General features: G+C 55.9%; 14 protein-coding genes and 1 pseudogene. 12 read left to right on the top strand and 3 right to left on the bottom strand.

Features of this window, described 5'->3' with window-relative positions:
• Positions 1 to 20 precede the first annotated feature (20 nt).
• The 7 genes and pseudogenes from ACWGXE_RS00550 to ACWGXE_RS00580 form a co-directional block, all read left to right on the top strand.
• Positions 21 to 317: a MoaD/ThiS family protein gene (locus tag ACWGXE_RS00550; RefSeq protein ID WP_447600441.1), complete on the top strand. Its 297-nt coding sequence runs from the start codon at positions 21 to 23 to the stop codon at positions 315 to 317.
• 415 nt (positions 318 to 732) lie between these two features.
• On the top strand, positions 733 to 1344 hold the full coding sequence (locus tag ACWGXE_RS00555) for a DUF1579 domain-containing protein (RefSeq protein ID WP_447600442.1): 612 nt from the start codon (positions 733 to 735) through the stop codon (positions 1342 to 1344).
• Positions 1345 to 1440: 96 nt separating this feature from the next.
• Positions 1441 to 1575 (top strand): hypothetical protein, encoded by a 135-nt coding sequence (locus ACWGXE_RS00560; protein WP_447600444.1) that lies wholly within the window; start codon positions 1441 to 1443, stop codon positions 1573 to 1575.
• Positions 1576 to 1859: 284 nt separating this feature from the next.
• Positions 1860 to 2774 carry an SDR family oxidoreductase gene (locus ACWGXE_RS00565; RefSeq protein ID WP_447600446.1) on the top strand — a complete coding sequence of 305 codons (915 nt, stop codon included), beginning with the start codon at positions 1860 to 1862 and terminating at the stop codon, positions 2772 to 2774.
• Positions 2775 to 2926: 152 nt separating this feature from the next.
• Complete coding sequence (locus tag ACWGXE_RS00570; RefSeq protein ID WP_447600447.1) at positions 2927 to 3376, top strand: hypothetical protein; 450 nt, start codon at positions 2927 to 2929, stop codon at positions 3374 to 3376.
• Between the two features lie 3 nt (positions 3377 to 3379).
• Positions 3380 to 4009, top strand: coding sequence for a DNA-3-methyladenine glycosylase I (locus ACWGXE_RS00575; RefSeq protein WP_447600449.1), 630 nt, complete (start codon positions 3380 to 3382; stop codon positions 4007 to 4009).
• Between the two features lie 132 nt (positions 4010 to 4141).
• Positions 4142 to 4246, top strand: a pseudogene (locus tag ACWGXE_RS00580) (DUF7002 family protein); the annotation flags it as partial.
• 282 nt (positions 4247 to 4528) lie between these two features.
• On the opposite strand, the gene ACWGXE_RS00585 reads toward ACWGXE_RS00580, so the two are convergent.
• The 3 genes from ACWGXE_RS00585 to ACWGXE_RS00595 form a co-directional block, all read right to left on the bottom strand.
• Entirely contained in the window at positions 4529 to 5254 is a 726-nt protein-coding gene (locus ACWGXE_RS00585; protein WP_447600451.1) for an endonuclease/exonuclease/phosphatase family protein, read from the bottom strand.
• Between the two features lie 75 nt (positions 5255 to 5329).
• A complete protein-coding gene (locus ACWGXE_RS00590; protein WP_447600452.1) occupies positions 5330 to 5635 on the bottom strand; it encodes a hypothetical protein in 306 nt (101 codons plus the stop codon).
• Positions 5636 to 5646: 11 nt separating this feature from the next.
• Entirely contained in the window at positions 5647 to 6405 is a 759-nt protein-coding gene (locus ACWGXE_RS00595; RefSeq protein WP_447600453.1) for a toll/interleukin-1 receptor domain-containing protein, read from the bottom strand.
• 224 nt (positions 6406 to 6629) lie between these two features.
• Between ACWGXE_RS00595 and ACWGXE_RS00600 the strand changes: the two genes are divergently transcribed.
• From ACWGXE_RS00600 to ACWGXE_RS00620, 5 genes are all read left to right on the top strand, one after another.
• Complete coding sequence (locus ACWGXE_RS00600) at positions 6630 to 8264, top strand: hypothetical protein (RefSeq protein WP_447600454.1); 1635 nt, start codon at positions 6630 to 6632, stop codon at positions 8262 to 8264.
• A 200-nt stretch (positions 8265 to 8464) separates the two neighbouring features.
• On the top strand, positions 8465 to 8593 hold the full coding sequence (locus tag ACWGXE_RS00605) for a hypothetical protein (RefSeq protein WP_447600456.1): 129 nt from the start codon (positions 8465 to 8467) through the stop codon (positions 8591 to 8593).
• A 145-nt stretch (positions 8594 to 8738) separates the two neighbouring features.
• On the top strand, positions 8739 to 9185 hold the full coding sequence (gene trxA / locus ACWGXE_RS00610) for a thioredoxin (protein ID WP_447600457.1): 447 nt from the start codon (positions 8739 to 8741) through the stop codon (positions 9183 to 9185).
• A 187-nt stretch (positions 9186 to 9372) separates the two neighbouring features.
• Complete coding sequence (locus ACWGXE_RS00615) at positions 9373 to 10845, top strand: protein adenylyltransferase SelO (protein WP_447600459.1); 1473 nt, start codon at positions 9373 to 9375, stop codon at positions 10843 to 10845.
• 246 nt (positions 10846 to 11091) lie between these two features.
• Complete coding sequence (locus tag ACWGXE_RS00620; RefSeq protein WP_447600461.1) at positions 11092 to 14400, top strand: hypothetical protein; 3309 nt, start codon at positions 11092 to 11094, stop codon at positions 14398 to 14400.
• Positions 14401 to 14613 lie beyond the last annotated feature (213 nt).

The following is a 14613-nucleotide window of genomic DNA, read 5'->3' on the forward strand; positions in this document are numbered from 1 at the left end:
GGTAGAGGCGAGAAACGATTATGATTCGAGTGGTCTTACCGGCACATTTGCGCACGTTGGCGCGCGTCACTGGTGAAGTGACGGTCGATGTCGAGGGACGGGTGACTCAGTCTTCGGTTCTTGATGCGCTCGAGATTCGGTATCCGATGCTGCGGGGGACGATCCGTGATCATGTGACGCGCAAGCGCCGCCCGTTCATTAGATTTTTCGCCTGCGAACAGGACCTCTCTCACGAATCAGCGGATGTCCCCTTGCCTGAGGCAGTTGCGACCGGAGCTGAGCCGTTTCTTATCGTCGGAGCCATGGCTGGCGGCTAGCATAAAGCAGATGGCTTATCGCCGATGGCCGATAGCACGAAGATGCAAAGACATAGGCATGGAAGAATGTTTCACGAATGACACATTCGTCCAGCAACCTTTGGGCGGCCAAAGGATCAGCCAAGGAGCAAGATATGGCCAGTGCAAACGAAAGCCTTCTCAACAAAGCGCACTCTCTTTTGTACGTTGAGACTTTGAGCGAAGCGAGAACAAAGCTGGAGAGATTTTTTCAACATCCTATCAGAGAATACGGTTCCCATGTCTGAGGTCGGAGGATCCGTAGTCGCCTGGAGCGATGTTGAAATCTACGCGAAGAATTTCCTGTCCGCGGGTAGAAGAGCAAGTCACGAAGACAATTGGCGGAACATGGATAGGCCCCGAGAATAACTTGGTTGCCAATCACAAGGAGGCATCTATGCGTGTCACAAGCATCACACTGACCTGTCTGTTTCTGATCATGAACGCAGTTCCGGTATCGGCAAAAGAGAAGAAGTCGGAAAAGCAGATGGATCCCCAGGCGATGATGGAGGAGTACAAGAAACTCGCCACACCCGGCGAGCCCCATAAACAGCTGGCGAGCCTGGCTGGAAGTTGGGCCACAACAACCAAGGAATGGATGGAACCGGGGAAACCGCCGATGGAGTCCACCGGTTCGGTTGAAATGAAGACTTTATTAGACGGGCGGTTCCTTCAGCAGGAATTTTCCGGCAACATGATGGGACAACCCTACAACGGAATAGGGACTACCGGATACGACAACCTTCGCAAGCGCTACGTCTCGACCTGGATGGACTCCATGGGCACAGGGATCTTCACGATGGAGGGCACGGCCAGCCCCGACGGCAAGACGATCACGCTGAAGGGCCAGCACGCCGAGTTGGGCGGAGGACAGATGTCGCATCGCGCGGTCTGGAAGTTGATAGATGCGAATACGCAAATCTTTGAGATGTATGGCTCACACGGCCACGGCAAAGAACAGGGCAAGGAAATGAAGATGATGGAGATTACGTATACCAGGAAGCAGTAGGCGGACGGCACGCACAGAGGAGGTTTCGCGTCGCCGTCTATGTCGACGGATTTGTATTGCCGGTTCCCAAAAAGAAATCTCAAGGCGTATCGCCAAATGGCACAAAAGGCGGGGAAAATCCGGCGAGCGCACGGCGCGTCGGACTACAAGGAATGCGCGGAAGATGATTTCGATGTGAATTCGGCGTGCCGTTTTCACGCCACATCAAGCTCAGGCCAGGGGAGACCGTAGTCTTTGCGAGGCGGCGGCCTATTACACCCGCCCAAGCGCGCCAAGACGCGGTCTTTCCCGAGGCGATCGGGTCAACGCCAAGGTGATGAAGGCCCCGCTTGAGCCTCAAAAATATTGTTGAGGCTGGTAAAGGTGAGCCCTCCCCCGATGACATCAAAATTGACAACTGGAATTAGACAGACCTCCATAGCCGCGTTGATTCACAAGGCCACGGTGTTCTTTGTCGGACGCATGAAATTGATGAGGGTTCCCTTTCCATCAGCCATGAAGGCGACGTTAGAGAAATGAGTCAAGCCCTGAAAGGCAGAGTCGCTCTGGTCGCAGGAGGAACGCGGGGCGCGGGTCGAGGAATCGCAATCGAACTGGGCGCCGCAGGCGCGACGGTCTATGTGACCGGGCGGACAACCCGCGACCAACTATCCGAATATGCTCGTCCGGAAACCATAGAGGAAACGGCGGAGCTTGTGTCGGCGTCCGGCGGCGTAGGTCTAGCGGTTCGGATCGATCATCTGGTCGCCGCCGAGGTTGAGGGGTTGGTCCATCGCATCCGAACCGAGCAGGGTCGCCTCGACGTGATCGTGAATGATATTTGGGGCGGAGAGAACCTCAAGGAATGGGACACACCGGTCTGGAAGCATAATATCGAAAACGGCTTACGCATGCTGAGGCTCGGCATTGAGACACATCTGATCACGGCGCATCATGCCCTGCCGCTGATGATCGAGCGACCAGGGGGGCTGCTTGTCGAGGTGACGGACGGGACGGCCGAGTATAACGAGCAACATTACAGGATCAACCCGTTCTATGACCTTGCCAAGGTTGCGGTGACGCGTATGGCGTGGGCGCACGCTAAAGACCTGGCGCCGCACGGCGCGACCTCGGTTTCCATCACGCCGGGCTGGTTGCGTTCGGAGATCATGCTGGAAGCGTTTGGCGTGACCGAAGGAAACTGGCGGGATGCAGTATCAACGGTGCCGCACTTCGTGATTTCCGAGACTCCCCGGTTCATCGGCCGCGCCGTGGCGGCCCTGGCGGCTGATCCGGACCACTCACGCTGGAATGGACAATCGCTTTCCAGCGGTCAACTGGCGCAGGTCTATCGCTTTACCGACCTCGACGGGTCCCGTCCCGATGCCTGGCGGTACATGCGGGAAGTGGTGGATGCGGGAAAACCGGCTGGCGCCGAAGGGTATCGATAGAACTCGCTAGGACTTGCATCCCATCTACACTACAGCCTGGCGGAATCCATCATGTTTCCTCGCCGTTTCTTTCTCGTTCGGATACAATCCGCGAGCCAATGGTCCAGAACCCCGTGACGGACCCGTGTTCCTTAACCTTACTCAAGGAGAAAATGATGAAGAAGATCATCATGTGTTTAGTTCTTGCTATCCTGAACGGGGCTCCCGCATGGGCGGACATGGATGAGGCGCTGGAAGCTCAGGAACAAGCCAAGCGCAAGGCGATCGAGGCGGAGCAGAAACGCAAGGATGCAGAAGTCAAAGCGTTGAAGTCCAAAACCGAAATGACCGCCAAGCGGCAGTTTCTCGGGAAAGAGGCCGAGGGCAAGACTGATGCCGAGGTGCTTCGTCTCTACGAGAGAAAGCTCGCCAACATGCAGCAGGCGCCGAAAGGACTCGACGCACTGGGACGCCAGATGCAAACGAAGGAGATAGAAACCCGCTCCGAGCGGGATAGGGCCGTCAAGGACATGTATGGAAAATCGTTGAAGGAGCTGGAAAACATGTCCGATGACGACGCGGATGCGCTTGCCAAGGAACTCGAAAAGAAATACGGTCGATAGGAAATGCAAAAGAAGCCCAATAGTCGCCGTTGTCCGTGGGTCGATCTCAGCAAACCGGATTACGTCGCGTATCATGACGACGAATGGGGGGTGCCGGTTCATGACGATCGGCTGCTGTTTGAGTTTTTGATCCTGGAAGGCGCGCAAGCGGGATTGAGCTGGTACACGGTCCTCAGAAAGCGAGAGAATTATCGCGCGGCGTTCGACCATTTCGATCCCGAAAAGGTGGCCAGGTACGGCGAGCGCAAGATGCAAGAGTTGTTAGGAAATGCGGGAATCATCCGAAACAAAGCCAAGATCTTGGCGGCCGTCAATAATGCGCGCAAGTTTTTAGAGGTCCAAGAGGAGTGTGGTAGCTTCGACGCGTATAGTTGGAAGTTCGTCGACGGCAAGCCGATTGTGCATCAGATCAAGCATTTGAAAGGGTGTCCGGCGACCAGTCGCGAGTCCGACGCGATGAGCAAGGATCTCCGCCGTCGGGGTTTTCAATTCGTGGGATCGACGATTTGCTATGCGCATATGCAGGCGACGGGGATGGTGAATGACCATGTCCTCACCTGTTCGAGAAGGCAGGAAATCATTCAAGCGTATTCAACCCCACCATCGCGACGAGTCAAGACGCCGGGAAAGTGACCTGAAGCTTCCGGCTCATATCTTTCACCTTGCCGAAGAAGCGAACGTCCGGTCGATTCAACAGCAGGGGTTACTCAGCACAAGCATGGCGAAGAACGCGCTCAGTTCGAACGACGGCAGCGTCCGGTACATATCAGCCTACCGAACGGCGTGCACCTTCGTGATCGACAACCGATGCCTTCGCACGCGCTGAGGCGTTGTCTGATCGGCATGGACCCAGCAGGCTGGTATGGATTGATCAATTCCAAAGTGTTCTTTTGGCTGGTCACGGATCGATTGAACCGGCAAAGGCGGGCCTGTGATCCACGGGCGATCGGGTGCGATCCCGCTCGGGGCACAGGCTGTGTGGAGTTCGCAGCGCAGGGACTCGGCAACCTCCGGCTGCTGGGATTAATCATGGGTAGGGCCGAGATCAGCGCTTTCTTTCGCGCCAAGCTTCTTGGAAGAAGTTCGGATCGTTCAGCCTTGGAGAAGAGATCCATAGAGCATGTGTCAAGTATGCCTCAGCACGAAAGGGATTCAAAACACCGTGAAATCGAAATCCGCCCAGACGAGATGATGGTCCGACGCTTCTTCCGATGTTTTGGTCACCGTGTCGAACGGCTTCCATGTCTTTGGATGATACGACCCGCGTCGTTCGATTCCTGTATCGCACAGTTTGGCTTGTAACTGCGGCGACATGATCAGATAGTCGATCTTGTGATTAGGCAGACCGGTCTCATAGGTCCCTGGTCTGTCCTTGGGATAGTTGGGATGTGACTGAACGTCTTGAAATCCATCGCTGAACAGCGAGGGTAATGCCGGGCTGGTCGGCGAATCGTTGAAATCACCGCCCAGCAAGACAAACGGCGATCGGAATAATGCGCCGAGCCCAATGGCATGGGCTCTGTCCGCTTGTGCTTTCCGCCGCTGTTGCGTCGCGTTATCGTCGCCGTTGCGCTTCGATTTCAGATGATTGGGAATGAGGACCAAACGATCTCCGGTGGGGAGCATAATATCGTACTCCGGACAATCGCGGGAGAAGAGCCGTTTGCCGTCGGACCCCGGATCGTCCACGTGGCTTCGAATCTCGACGATGGGATACCGGCTCAGAATGCCGACGTCGATGCCCCGCGAATCATTTCCATCGACGACCATGGAGTGCGGATACGAAAATTGGAATTGCGCGCCCAGCACCTGACCATTGAATCGGTCCAGGGTCACGCGGTTTTCGACTTCCACGCAGATCAGGATGTCGGGCCGCACCGCGTCGATTACACGGGCCGTGTTGGACGTGGCTTTCCAATAGATATCCTCGCGGCGCAGTTCGAACCATCCGACTCAGTCGTTGCGGCCGCCGGCGACGACTTCCACCGGGCCGTTTTGAGGATCGCGAAACAGCTGCCCGCGAATCTTTTGGAGTTGCACGAGCGCGTTCTTCGGTGGGTCCAGATAATGCCATTTGTACGTGTCGGTGAGTTGGAGCAGCGTGGCCTTGTCGTTTGCCTCATACACGTCCTTCGCGACGATGTTGTTGGCGGTCGCATAGTCGTCGATCGCCTGCCGGGCTTTGAGTTCATTGTCTTGATTCATCGCGACCGGGCGGGTGAAGAGGTTCTCCATATTAAAAGTCGCCACTCGTATCATTATGCCCTCCTTCAGCTCCTTGCTCCGATATCGCGCGCCAGCCTGCTCCGGAGGGCGCTGCACAATTCCCGCACCGCATCGTAGTGCTCGTCCGTAATGACGCCTGAAGACTGTTCGGAGAAAATCGCCGTCAGAGAGTCCTGCAGAGCGGCGTAAGCCGTGTGTGCGCTTCGGGATAGGAACATGCCTCCGCCCTGATGAAAATACCAGTCCCGCAACGCTTGACTGAATTCACGGAGAGCCTGGTACGTCACATCCCGGGACCGCGGCCATTTCGGCAGAAGCTTGGTCAGTGTCCAAAGGTTCCGATAGGTCGCGATCCGTTCGCGTTGGAGCTCCGCGGTCGGTGGAACTTCCGATGGCTCTAGGTCCTTGTGCTCCAAGAGCGCAGAGGCTCCGGCGGCAACCTCCGCCGCGATGTTTCCGTAAGGATAGAGGATCGTGACGGCACGCAGGTACGCATCGATCCTCGAATCGAGCGTCGGGCTGACCATGACAGGGAGAATTCTTCCGGAGGGATTCTTCCACTTGTTCCTCGCGAAGCCAAGCTCGGTGAGGGCATAGGCGCCTCTCGCCAGCGACTGTGGAGAGATGAGAAAGACGAACAGGTCGCAATTCTCGACGGCCTTCTGGATGGTCCTATCATATTCGACGCCGGCCCTGAGGCTGGATCGATCGAAAAAGACCTCGTATCCGCGAACCGACAAGGAGGCGCTGATTCCCTCTGCAATCGGGCGTTGTTCATGAGCGTAGGACAGGAAGATCGTCATGGGATCTTTGTGCCGAGGCTATGACATGGTTCGTCTTGAAGTCGGCGTGGCCAGCGGTGTAGCCTTGACCTTGGTCGGTCGGAACTTTAGCCAGGGTCACGCCAAATAGCAATCAACTTCCCACCTCGATTAATTCCCCGGCTTCATCCCGCTCATACCTGCCGCTGACGACAGACGTCTCAATCGGGACCCGGATGACAAACCGGTAAGGATATGAACCAGCCATGCTGACAGCGCTTCACCACTGGATCGATCGTAATATTCTCGAACTCGCCCGCGAATTCCGGCTGTCCTACCTGCCGCCGCTCATGGTGTACATGGCCTACGGCATTTCCGGTTTGACCGGCATCGTCGGCACGTTTTTCGTCAAAGACTATTTGGGGCTATCGGCCGCCTTTCTCGCGGCGCTCGGGTTCTGGGCTGGGATTCCATGGGCACTCAAAATGCCGTTGGGCCATCTCGTCGATTTGTTGTGGCGGTGGAAAGGCTGGCTGGTCGGGATCGGAGCCGCGTTGCTTGCGGCGAGCCTTGCGATCATGGCGGCCTTGATCGGAAATCGGGAAGGTATGACAGCGATTATGTCGGCCGAAGCCTGGTTTGTGCTCAGCGCGTTGCTGGCACCGGTCGGCTATGTCCTTCAGGATACGGTGGCCGATGCGATGACCGTGGAAGCCGTGCCGCTGGTGGACGATCAGGGACGGCCGTTTCCGCCGGCGACACGCAAACTCATGCATACGACCATGCAGACCCTTGGGCGCGTGGCCATCATCGGCGGCGGCATCCTGGTCGCGATCGTGAATCTGTACCTGTTCACCGGCGTAGAAGGACTTCCGCAGGCGGAGGTCGTCCGAATTTATAAACGGGTCTATCTGATGGCGTTGGTCATCCCGGTGGTGTCGGTGCTGGGAGTGATCGTAGCCTTTTTGATTCGGCAACGGGATGCCGGCCGGCTCAGGCGGCAGGGATTCACGGCGGCGCAAGTAAGGCAGATGATGAACGCGCACGGGAATCCGGCCGAGCCGACCAAGCCGAATTGGTTGATCCTCGGCGGCAGTTTCGTCTTTGTGCTGTTTACCCTGACGGTCGGGCTGGGCGGGTTCCCGTACAGCGAAGAGATCGTCTTCATCGGTTCGCTCGGGATTGTGAGCTTTCTTGTTTTCCGCCTCACGACGGAACTCGAGCCGGACATGCGCTTCACCTTGATCGGGACGGCCATCGTTATTTTTCTGTTTCGGGCCACTCCGGGGCCCGGACCAGGCTCCACCTGGTGGATGATCGACAAGCTGGGCTTCGATCAGCACTTCCTGTCGGTGTTGTCGTTGATCGGAAGCACGCTCACGCTGGCCGGGATGTTTGTCTTTCGCCGGTTTATGGCCGAGCGGTCGATCGCCTATGTGGTGGGATTCCTCACCGTCGTGGGCACGATCCTCTCCATCCCGATCGTCAGCATGTATTATGGACTGCATGAGTGGACCGCGAGGATGACCGGTGGTGTCGTCGATGCGCGGTTTATCGCCTTGATCGACACTGCGCTGGAATCGCCGCTCGGTCAGATTTCGATGATCCCGATGCTCGCTTGGATCGCCAATTCCGCCCCGGCGAACTTGAAGGCCACATACTTTGCGGTGATGGCCTCGTTCACGAACCTGGCGCTCTCTCTCAGCCAACTGGGCACCAAATATCTCAATCAGATCTTTGTCGTGACGCGGGAAGTGAAGGATCCGGTGAGCGGGGTGGTGCAGGCGCCGGAAGACTATAGTGAACTCGGCATGCTGCTCATCGTTCAACTGCTCCTGAGTCTCATCTTGCCGTTTTTGGCCATCCTGTTCGCGAGGGTGACGCGCTTCAAGAGCGCGTAACAGGATAGGCTGCGTGGCTTCACCATGGAGCGGCATGATCCCAACTCGTTCAGGAGTATCGCCGACAAATTCCACATGGCGAGTGCATTGAGCGGGAGATTCAATATACCCAGCCCGGTACTGGGAGTTTGCTACGGTCTTTGTCTCCTGTACCATAGAAGAAGGCATGCGACAGTCGTCGGCACGGAAAGGAGGATTCTATGATTATGATGGCGAGCCTGTTGTTGGTGGGCGGGGTTCTGGGCCTCGGCGTGCTGTTTTTGGGAAGGCGTCGCAAACCGGACAGTCGGTATCGGACCGGCGCACAGGATCCTTACCGCACGTCGTAAGGCCGGTTGCTGCCTCTGCACGCGCCTGGTTCAAGCAGCCTGCGCTGCGTGAGGTGACTGCGACGACGCTGTTTCAAGAGAGCGAATCAGAATCGTGCGGCGTAACTAAGAAGCCGATCACGCTCTGACTCGAGGAGTGGCAATTATGTCCGACATGTCGTTGATCCGCTGTTCCTCTTGCGGTGCCATGAACCGTGTGCCGCAGGCGAAAATCCATCAGGGCCTCCATCCGACTTGTGGCTCATGCAAAGCGCCGCTGCCGGCCGGCTATAAGCCGGTGACGGTGACGGATGCCAATTTCGCGTCGATGGTCGAACGTTCGCCGCTGCCCGTGTTGGTTGACATGTGGGCGGAATGGTGCGGACCGTGCCGGATGGTGGGACCGGTGATCGATGAGTTGGCGGGAACGATGGCCGGCCGGGTTCGAGTCGCGAAGCTCAACGTGGATGAAAATCCGGCCACGGCTTCGCGATTCGGCGTCCAGAGTATCCCGACACTCTTGGTCTTCAAAGAAGGTCGGGAGGTCGATCGCATCGTCGGGGCACAGCCCAAGCCGGAGATCGTGCGGCGCCTGGAACAAGTTATCGATTGAACCTCGCTCGCCGCTGTAGATGCCGTCGTGGCTGTTCTCTTCTTCCGAATTCCCCGGTGCCGCTCGTATCCGAACGCGCAGCCGGCATGTTTTCCCTCGCATGTGAGAGCCTCCGTTGCACCGGACGCGGCAGCATATCGGCCCCTTGGTCTGGCGGGAACGCTCGAAGTCGTGGTACACAACAAACATGAATCTTCGCGCACTGGAAGACTTGTCTTTCGATAACACGTACGCCCGGCTGCCCGAGGCGTTTTATGCCAAGCTCAACCCCACGCCCTTTTCCGAGCCGCCGTATCTGGTGAGTTTCAATCCCGCCGCCGCCGCCCTCATCGATCTGGATCCGAACGAAGCCAAGCGACCGGAATTTGCCGGGCTGTTTGGCGGAAGCCTGCTCGTGCCGGGGATGGAGCCGCTGGCGATGCTCTACTCGGGCCACCAGTTCGGCGTCTATGTCCCGCAGCTCGGTGACGGCCGGGCGATTCTCTTAGGAGAGATCCGGAATCAGCGTGAAGAGCGATGGGACCTTCATCTGAAAGGCGCGGGGATGACGCCTTTCTCCCGCGACGGGGACGGCCGGTCGGTCCTACGCTCGGCGATTCGGGAATATCTCTGTAGTGAAGCGATGCACGGCCTGGGCATTCCGACGACCAGAGCCCTATGCATTATCGGAAGCGACGAAAAGATCTACAGGGAGCAGATCGAAACCGCGGCAACCATCGTCCGCATGGCGCCCTCGCATGTGCGGTTCGGCACGTTTGAGATCTTTTATTATCGAAAGCAGCACGAACTTCTGCAGCGGTTGGCCGACTATACGATCGAGTTGCATTTTCCCGCTCTCATCCAAACAGCCGACAGGTACGTTCAATTTTTTGCCGAGGTTGTCAGGCGGACGGCCGAATTGGTCGCCAAGTGGCAGGCGGTCGGGTGGGCGCATGGCGTGCTCAATACCGACAACATGTCGATTCTCGGTGTCACGCTTGACTATGGGCCGTACGGATTCATGGATGATTATGATGCGGGCTTCATCTGCAATCATTCCGATTATAACGGCCGCTACGCCTTCAACCAGCAGCCGTACATCGGGCTCTGGAACTTGAGTTGCCTCGCCCAGGCCTTGTTGCCCTTGGCGCCGAAGGAGGAGCTCAAAGCCGCGCTGGATTCCTACATGCCGGCCTACGATCGGCATTATCGGAAACTGATGTGCGCGAAGCTGGGATGGCAGGAGGAACAGATGCAAGATGATGAGTTAATTCGTGACCTGTTAGGGCTGATGCAAGGAAGCCGCGTGGATTACACGAGATTTTTTCGTGAACTAGGTACGTTCTGTTCCGAGGTCGGCGCGCGGCAAGCCCTCCGCGATTGGTTTTTGGATCCGGTGCGGTTCGATGCCTGGGGCACGCGGTATGGCGAGCGATTGAGGAATGAGAACAGCCGCGATGATGAACGGCGGCAACGCATGAATCGGGTGAATCCGAAGTACGTCCTGCGCAATTATCTGGCTCAAAGCGCGATCGAGAAAGCGCAACAAAAGGATTTCTCCGAAATCGACCGGCTGCTGACTCTTCTCCAAGAACCCTTCACCGAACATCCCGGCATGGAAGCTTACGCCGCCGCTCCGCCCAATTGGGGCAAACACATCGTTGTCAGCTGCTCGTCGTAGCCGCAGGCCAGCCGTTTCCCGAGTGAGAGCACATCCCGTCCCTCCCGATGACTCCTTCTTTCCGTTATCTATTTGGATACGCGATCGTATCTAAGCAGATACAATCGACCGTTATTCCACCGAGGATTCCGTTCCTAAGGCCCAATAGGTGGGGCTCATTACGAAATACGGCCATATGGCACGTAACATGCTCAAAAATTATCGCGCAGGATAGGGGATGGCACGTCATCTTCTGTAGGTGAGCCGGTGGCCTTGAAGGGGGATGATTCCAAGTTCTCGATTGCCACGACGGTGACGCTGGCGTTGGCAGTCGCGGCACTGGTGCTGGTGAAGGAACCACTAAAGAGCTCCAGGCCTATAGGCGCGGGCATTGAGCAGAACGGCGCATCGGATACACTACAGGTGCGTGCACGGCTCTGGGAGGATCCTTTCGCCGCTGTACTGAAAGATCTCGAGGCACGGAAGAAAAACGAGATAACCATCTCAGTAGAGGGAGGACTACCGGGGCTACAACAAGATGTTGTGCCGCATCAGGCCGTTGCTGAAAAGATAGCGATCAAAGCTGAGTTAAGACAATCCAAAGTCGGCGGCCTGCGCCAGTTGAGAGACGAACTGTTCGACCATGCCAACCGGGGCACAACCATTACAACGCTCATCGTGATGACGGCAGGAGGCTTTTATATCGACGAGAACGAATCAAGAATCGCCGACCGCTACGCCATCGAAGCGGCGCTCCATGTCGGCTGCTTTGCGCCGGTGGAGACTACACTCCTCCGTTACTTCACATGGCAGTTTAATAGAAAAAGTTCCGTTACAGTCCCCTACGAATGGCATAGCCGGAGGAAACTATGCAGAACCAATGATGAGGGGCGCGCCGACAGCGTCCTTGTACTGTGGGTGAGAGCAGAGGACTACGGTGGAAAAGTGATGGAAGGTCTCCAAGAACTCATGTACCAGTTGCAGTGTAAGCCCGACCAACGAGGAGACAATTGCGTCTCAGCGCTACGTCAGTCCATCAAGGATGCAAGCCTTCACACAAAACTCTGCGTAGGCACTTCCGTGATTCAAAGGAAACAGTCTTCGACGAACGACCCTTGTACTAAGGTCCGCTTCAGAATTGTTGGTCCAAGATATTCCTCAGAATTTCAGACCATTCTTGCGGAAGCCCAGCGAAAGAGATTCGTCCATGGCCCCATTCAGCCGTTGTTATGGTCTTTTGAAAACGGGGAACACACGCCAATCGAGTGGTATTCACCCTGGGCAACGGCCATGCCGGGTTTACTTACATATGAGCTAAAAAATCAAGCTGGTCCCAAATGCGACTCATATAAAGAGTGCGAAACGGCGTTTAATAACCTGTTATTGGAAGCGGGTATTGATCTACGTTATCGGATCGACAACGACTATGTGCTGTTTGAAGAATTGTTTCACGAACTTGATCGGAGATGGATCACGGTCGGCAAGGATCCCATTGTGCTTATCGGAGAATGGGACTCCTTCTATGCCAGGGCGTTGCCCATTACTTTCAGCGCGGCCGCCTGCCGGCACATCACACGTGAGAAGCCGGCAACGCAAGGGTCGACCTGGATTGCGCTCATCAATTTCCTGGGCTTCTCCAGTGAAAAGGAATCTGAAGAATTCAATATGCTCAAGAGGAAGTGCACGAAAAGTAAGGACCCAATGGATGCTGTGATGAGAGGTGACATCCCGTCAGAGAAGCAATTGCACATCAAACGGTACAGCTATCTCAGCGGTCTGGACGGAGAATCGCTGGAGGATCAACAAAAGAGGCCGAGGTCAAAGGATGATGACAAGGGCAAAGAGAAACCGGATAACGGAAAAATGAAGCTTCGTGATATCGCGTTCTATGAGAAGCCGGAGGGAACCTCACAGCTGGATTATGTCAGGAGACTCGCCTGGCGGATCAAGTCGTCGGAGAAAGGGGATGATGCAAAGGTCAAGGCCATCGGCATTCTGGGGCGGGATCCCTATGACGCCCTTTTGATCTTACAGGCGATGCGAGAACAGTTCCCGACAGTCCTATTCTTTACCACTGATCTCTATGCAAGATACTTTCATGAGGGTGAACAGAAATGGGCTCGCAATCTACTTGTCGTGTCCCACTTCGGATTGCAATTAGAAAAGGAACTTCAGCAGAGCATCCCTCCCTTCCGCAACTCTTACCAAACCTCGACATTCCTTGCGGTGCTCAGGTCGATAGGCCATGGAGCGAGTGCCGAACGCGGTGAACCAATCCCACCTCGCGTGTTCGAGATCGGCCGGCATGGGGCAGTGGATCTTAGTGCGACCAACTCCTCGGAAACGGGTGAGAAGGTCCATCCGTTGAGAGACGACGTTGTGCCAGGGGAAAACAAGATCCGTTTCCCAGCTCGGATCTGGATACTGTGGATTCCTCTTCTAGTCCTCTTAGGGGGATTCGTTTGGAGCTATGGAAGGTTGTGGAATTGGCTAATCGCGAAACAGGCCGGCAGCAAAGAACGAATCTACAAAACATTGTTCGGAGCAGCGATTGTAATGTTGCCAGTCCTATGTCTTTTTTTTCTACCAGGGATTGTTCACAGGGTGAACTATGCCGAAGACGAGCCCTTTTCCTGGTCGGATGGCGTGAGTGTTTGGCCAACGGAACTACTGAGGTTGCTGGTAGGCGTCCTTTGCATCTGGTTTATGGTCAAGGGAGCAGCGGATCTTCGGGAGAATACGAAGACCTTGAAGAAGAGATTCAGCGGGCTGGCCGATACTGGACATGAGCACGGCTTTTGGTCAAATTTCGCCTGGGTATTTCATGGCACGCGACAAGGTACCTTACTAACTATTGCTGAGCTCTGGACGCGATATTGCGGGGCTCATCGCTGCAAGCAGCGCGCGGGCCGAATCGCCCTTTTGATTGTGCTCTATCTGTTGATGGTGTTTCCTATCTGGCTCTTCATGAACGATGGGGACGCCGGCTTGTTCGTTCCCTGCAGAGGAACTTTCAGTTGCGGCATTGATACGGCTGCCCTGTTTATCAGTGTATCCGGTTTGCTCATCCTAAACTTCTATGTGTTCGATTCTGCCTTACTCTGTGCCAGGTGGATCACTGAAATGCCTCACGCTTTAGGGGGCACCCCACTTTCTGCAGTGCGTTTGATTGTGGAGAGGACCAGAATCATCAATCGACGTATACTTTATCCTTTCATAGCGTTGTTCATCATGGTTGCGGCTCGTAGTCACTATTTTGATGATTGGGACTTTCCGCCCCCATTAATCGTTGCCCTAGGATTTAACAGCTTACTCGCTCTCGGAAGCGCCAGCATACTTTACTTGGTAGCGCTGAAATCTCGAAGAGTTCTGGTGGAGAGTCTTGAAACGGAATCTATGTCGCTTATCGCGCAGGGATCGACTCAAGATCAGCGAAGTGACCGCATTCGAAAGGTGATCGACGAAATCGCTTCCATCCAGCAGGGAGCATTCGTGCCTTTGTATCAGCAGCCGGTAGTTCAGGCGACGCTCGTGGCCGCGCTTGCCTTCCTTCAATACTGGGTTTTGGGACAGTAATTGAGGGGACTGCGTCAGCCGGTGGCAGCATCATACCCAGCGCTTGGCAAAGCAGTGCGATCCATGCGCCGGGCGAGACAAGCGCCCCCATTAGGAAGTTCGCTCCGTACCACTCGCAATTATCAATTGCATGCACATGCTCATGACAAAGGCGCGGGCCGGCTACTTGAGAAATTTCAACGGCCGCCGTACAAGAGAGGTCGGCAAGCTTGG

The sequence above is a fragment of the Nitrospira sp. Nam80 genome (assembly GCF_965152575.1).

Bases quoted from the DNA above. Each gene is read 5' to 3' on its own strand.
- ACWGXE_RS00550 (WP_447600441.1), top strand. From the start codon at position 21: ATGATTCGAGTGGTCTTACCGGCACATTTGCGCACGTTGGCGCGCGTC.
- ACWGXE_RS00555 (WP_447600442.1), top strand. From the start codon at position 733: ATGCGTGTCACAAGCATCACACTGACCTGTCTGTTTCTGATCATGAAC.
- ACWGXE_RS00560 (WP_447600444.1), top strand. From the start codon at position 1,441: ATGGCACAAAAGGCGGGGAAAATCCGGCGAGCGCACGGCGCGTCGGAC.
- ACWGXE_RS00565 (WP_447600446.1), top strand. From the start codon at position 1,860: ATGAGTCAAGCCCTGAAAGGCAGAGTCGCTCTGGTCGCAGGAGGAACG.
- ACWGXE_RS00570 (WP_447600447.1), top strand. From the start codon at position 2,927: ATGATGAAGAAGATCATCATGTGTTTAGTTCTTGCTATCCTGAACGGG.
- ACWGXE_RS00575 (WP_447600449.1), top strand. From the start codon at position 3,380: ATGCAAAAGAAGCCCAATAGTCGCCGTTGTCCGTGGGTCGATCTCAGC.
- ACWGXE_RS00590 (WP_447600452.1), bottom strand. From the start codon at position 5,635: ATGATACGAGTGGCGACTTTTAATATGGAGAACCTCTTCACCCGCCCG.
- ACWGXE_RS00595 (WP_447600453.1), bottom strand. From the start codon at position 6,405: ATGACGATCTTCCTGTCCTACGCTCATGAACAACGCCCGATTGCAGAG.
- ACWGXE_RS00600 (WP_447600454.1), top strand. From the start codon at position 6,630: ATGCTGACAGCGCTTCACCACTGGATCGATCGTAATATTCTCGAACTC.
- ACWGXE_RS00605 (WP_447600456.1), top strand. From the start codon at position 8,465: ATGATTATGATGGCGAGCCTGTTGTTGGTGGGCGGGGTTCTGGGCCTC.
- trxA (WP_447600457.1), top strand. From the start codon at position 8,739: ATGTCCGACATGTCGTTGATCCGCTGTTCCTCTTGCGGTGCCATGAAC.
- ACWGXE_RS00615 (WP_447600459.1), top strand. From the start codon at position 9,373: ATGAATCTTCGCGCACTGGAAGACTTGTCTTTCGATAACACGTACGCC.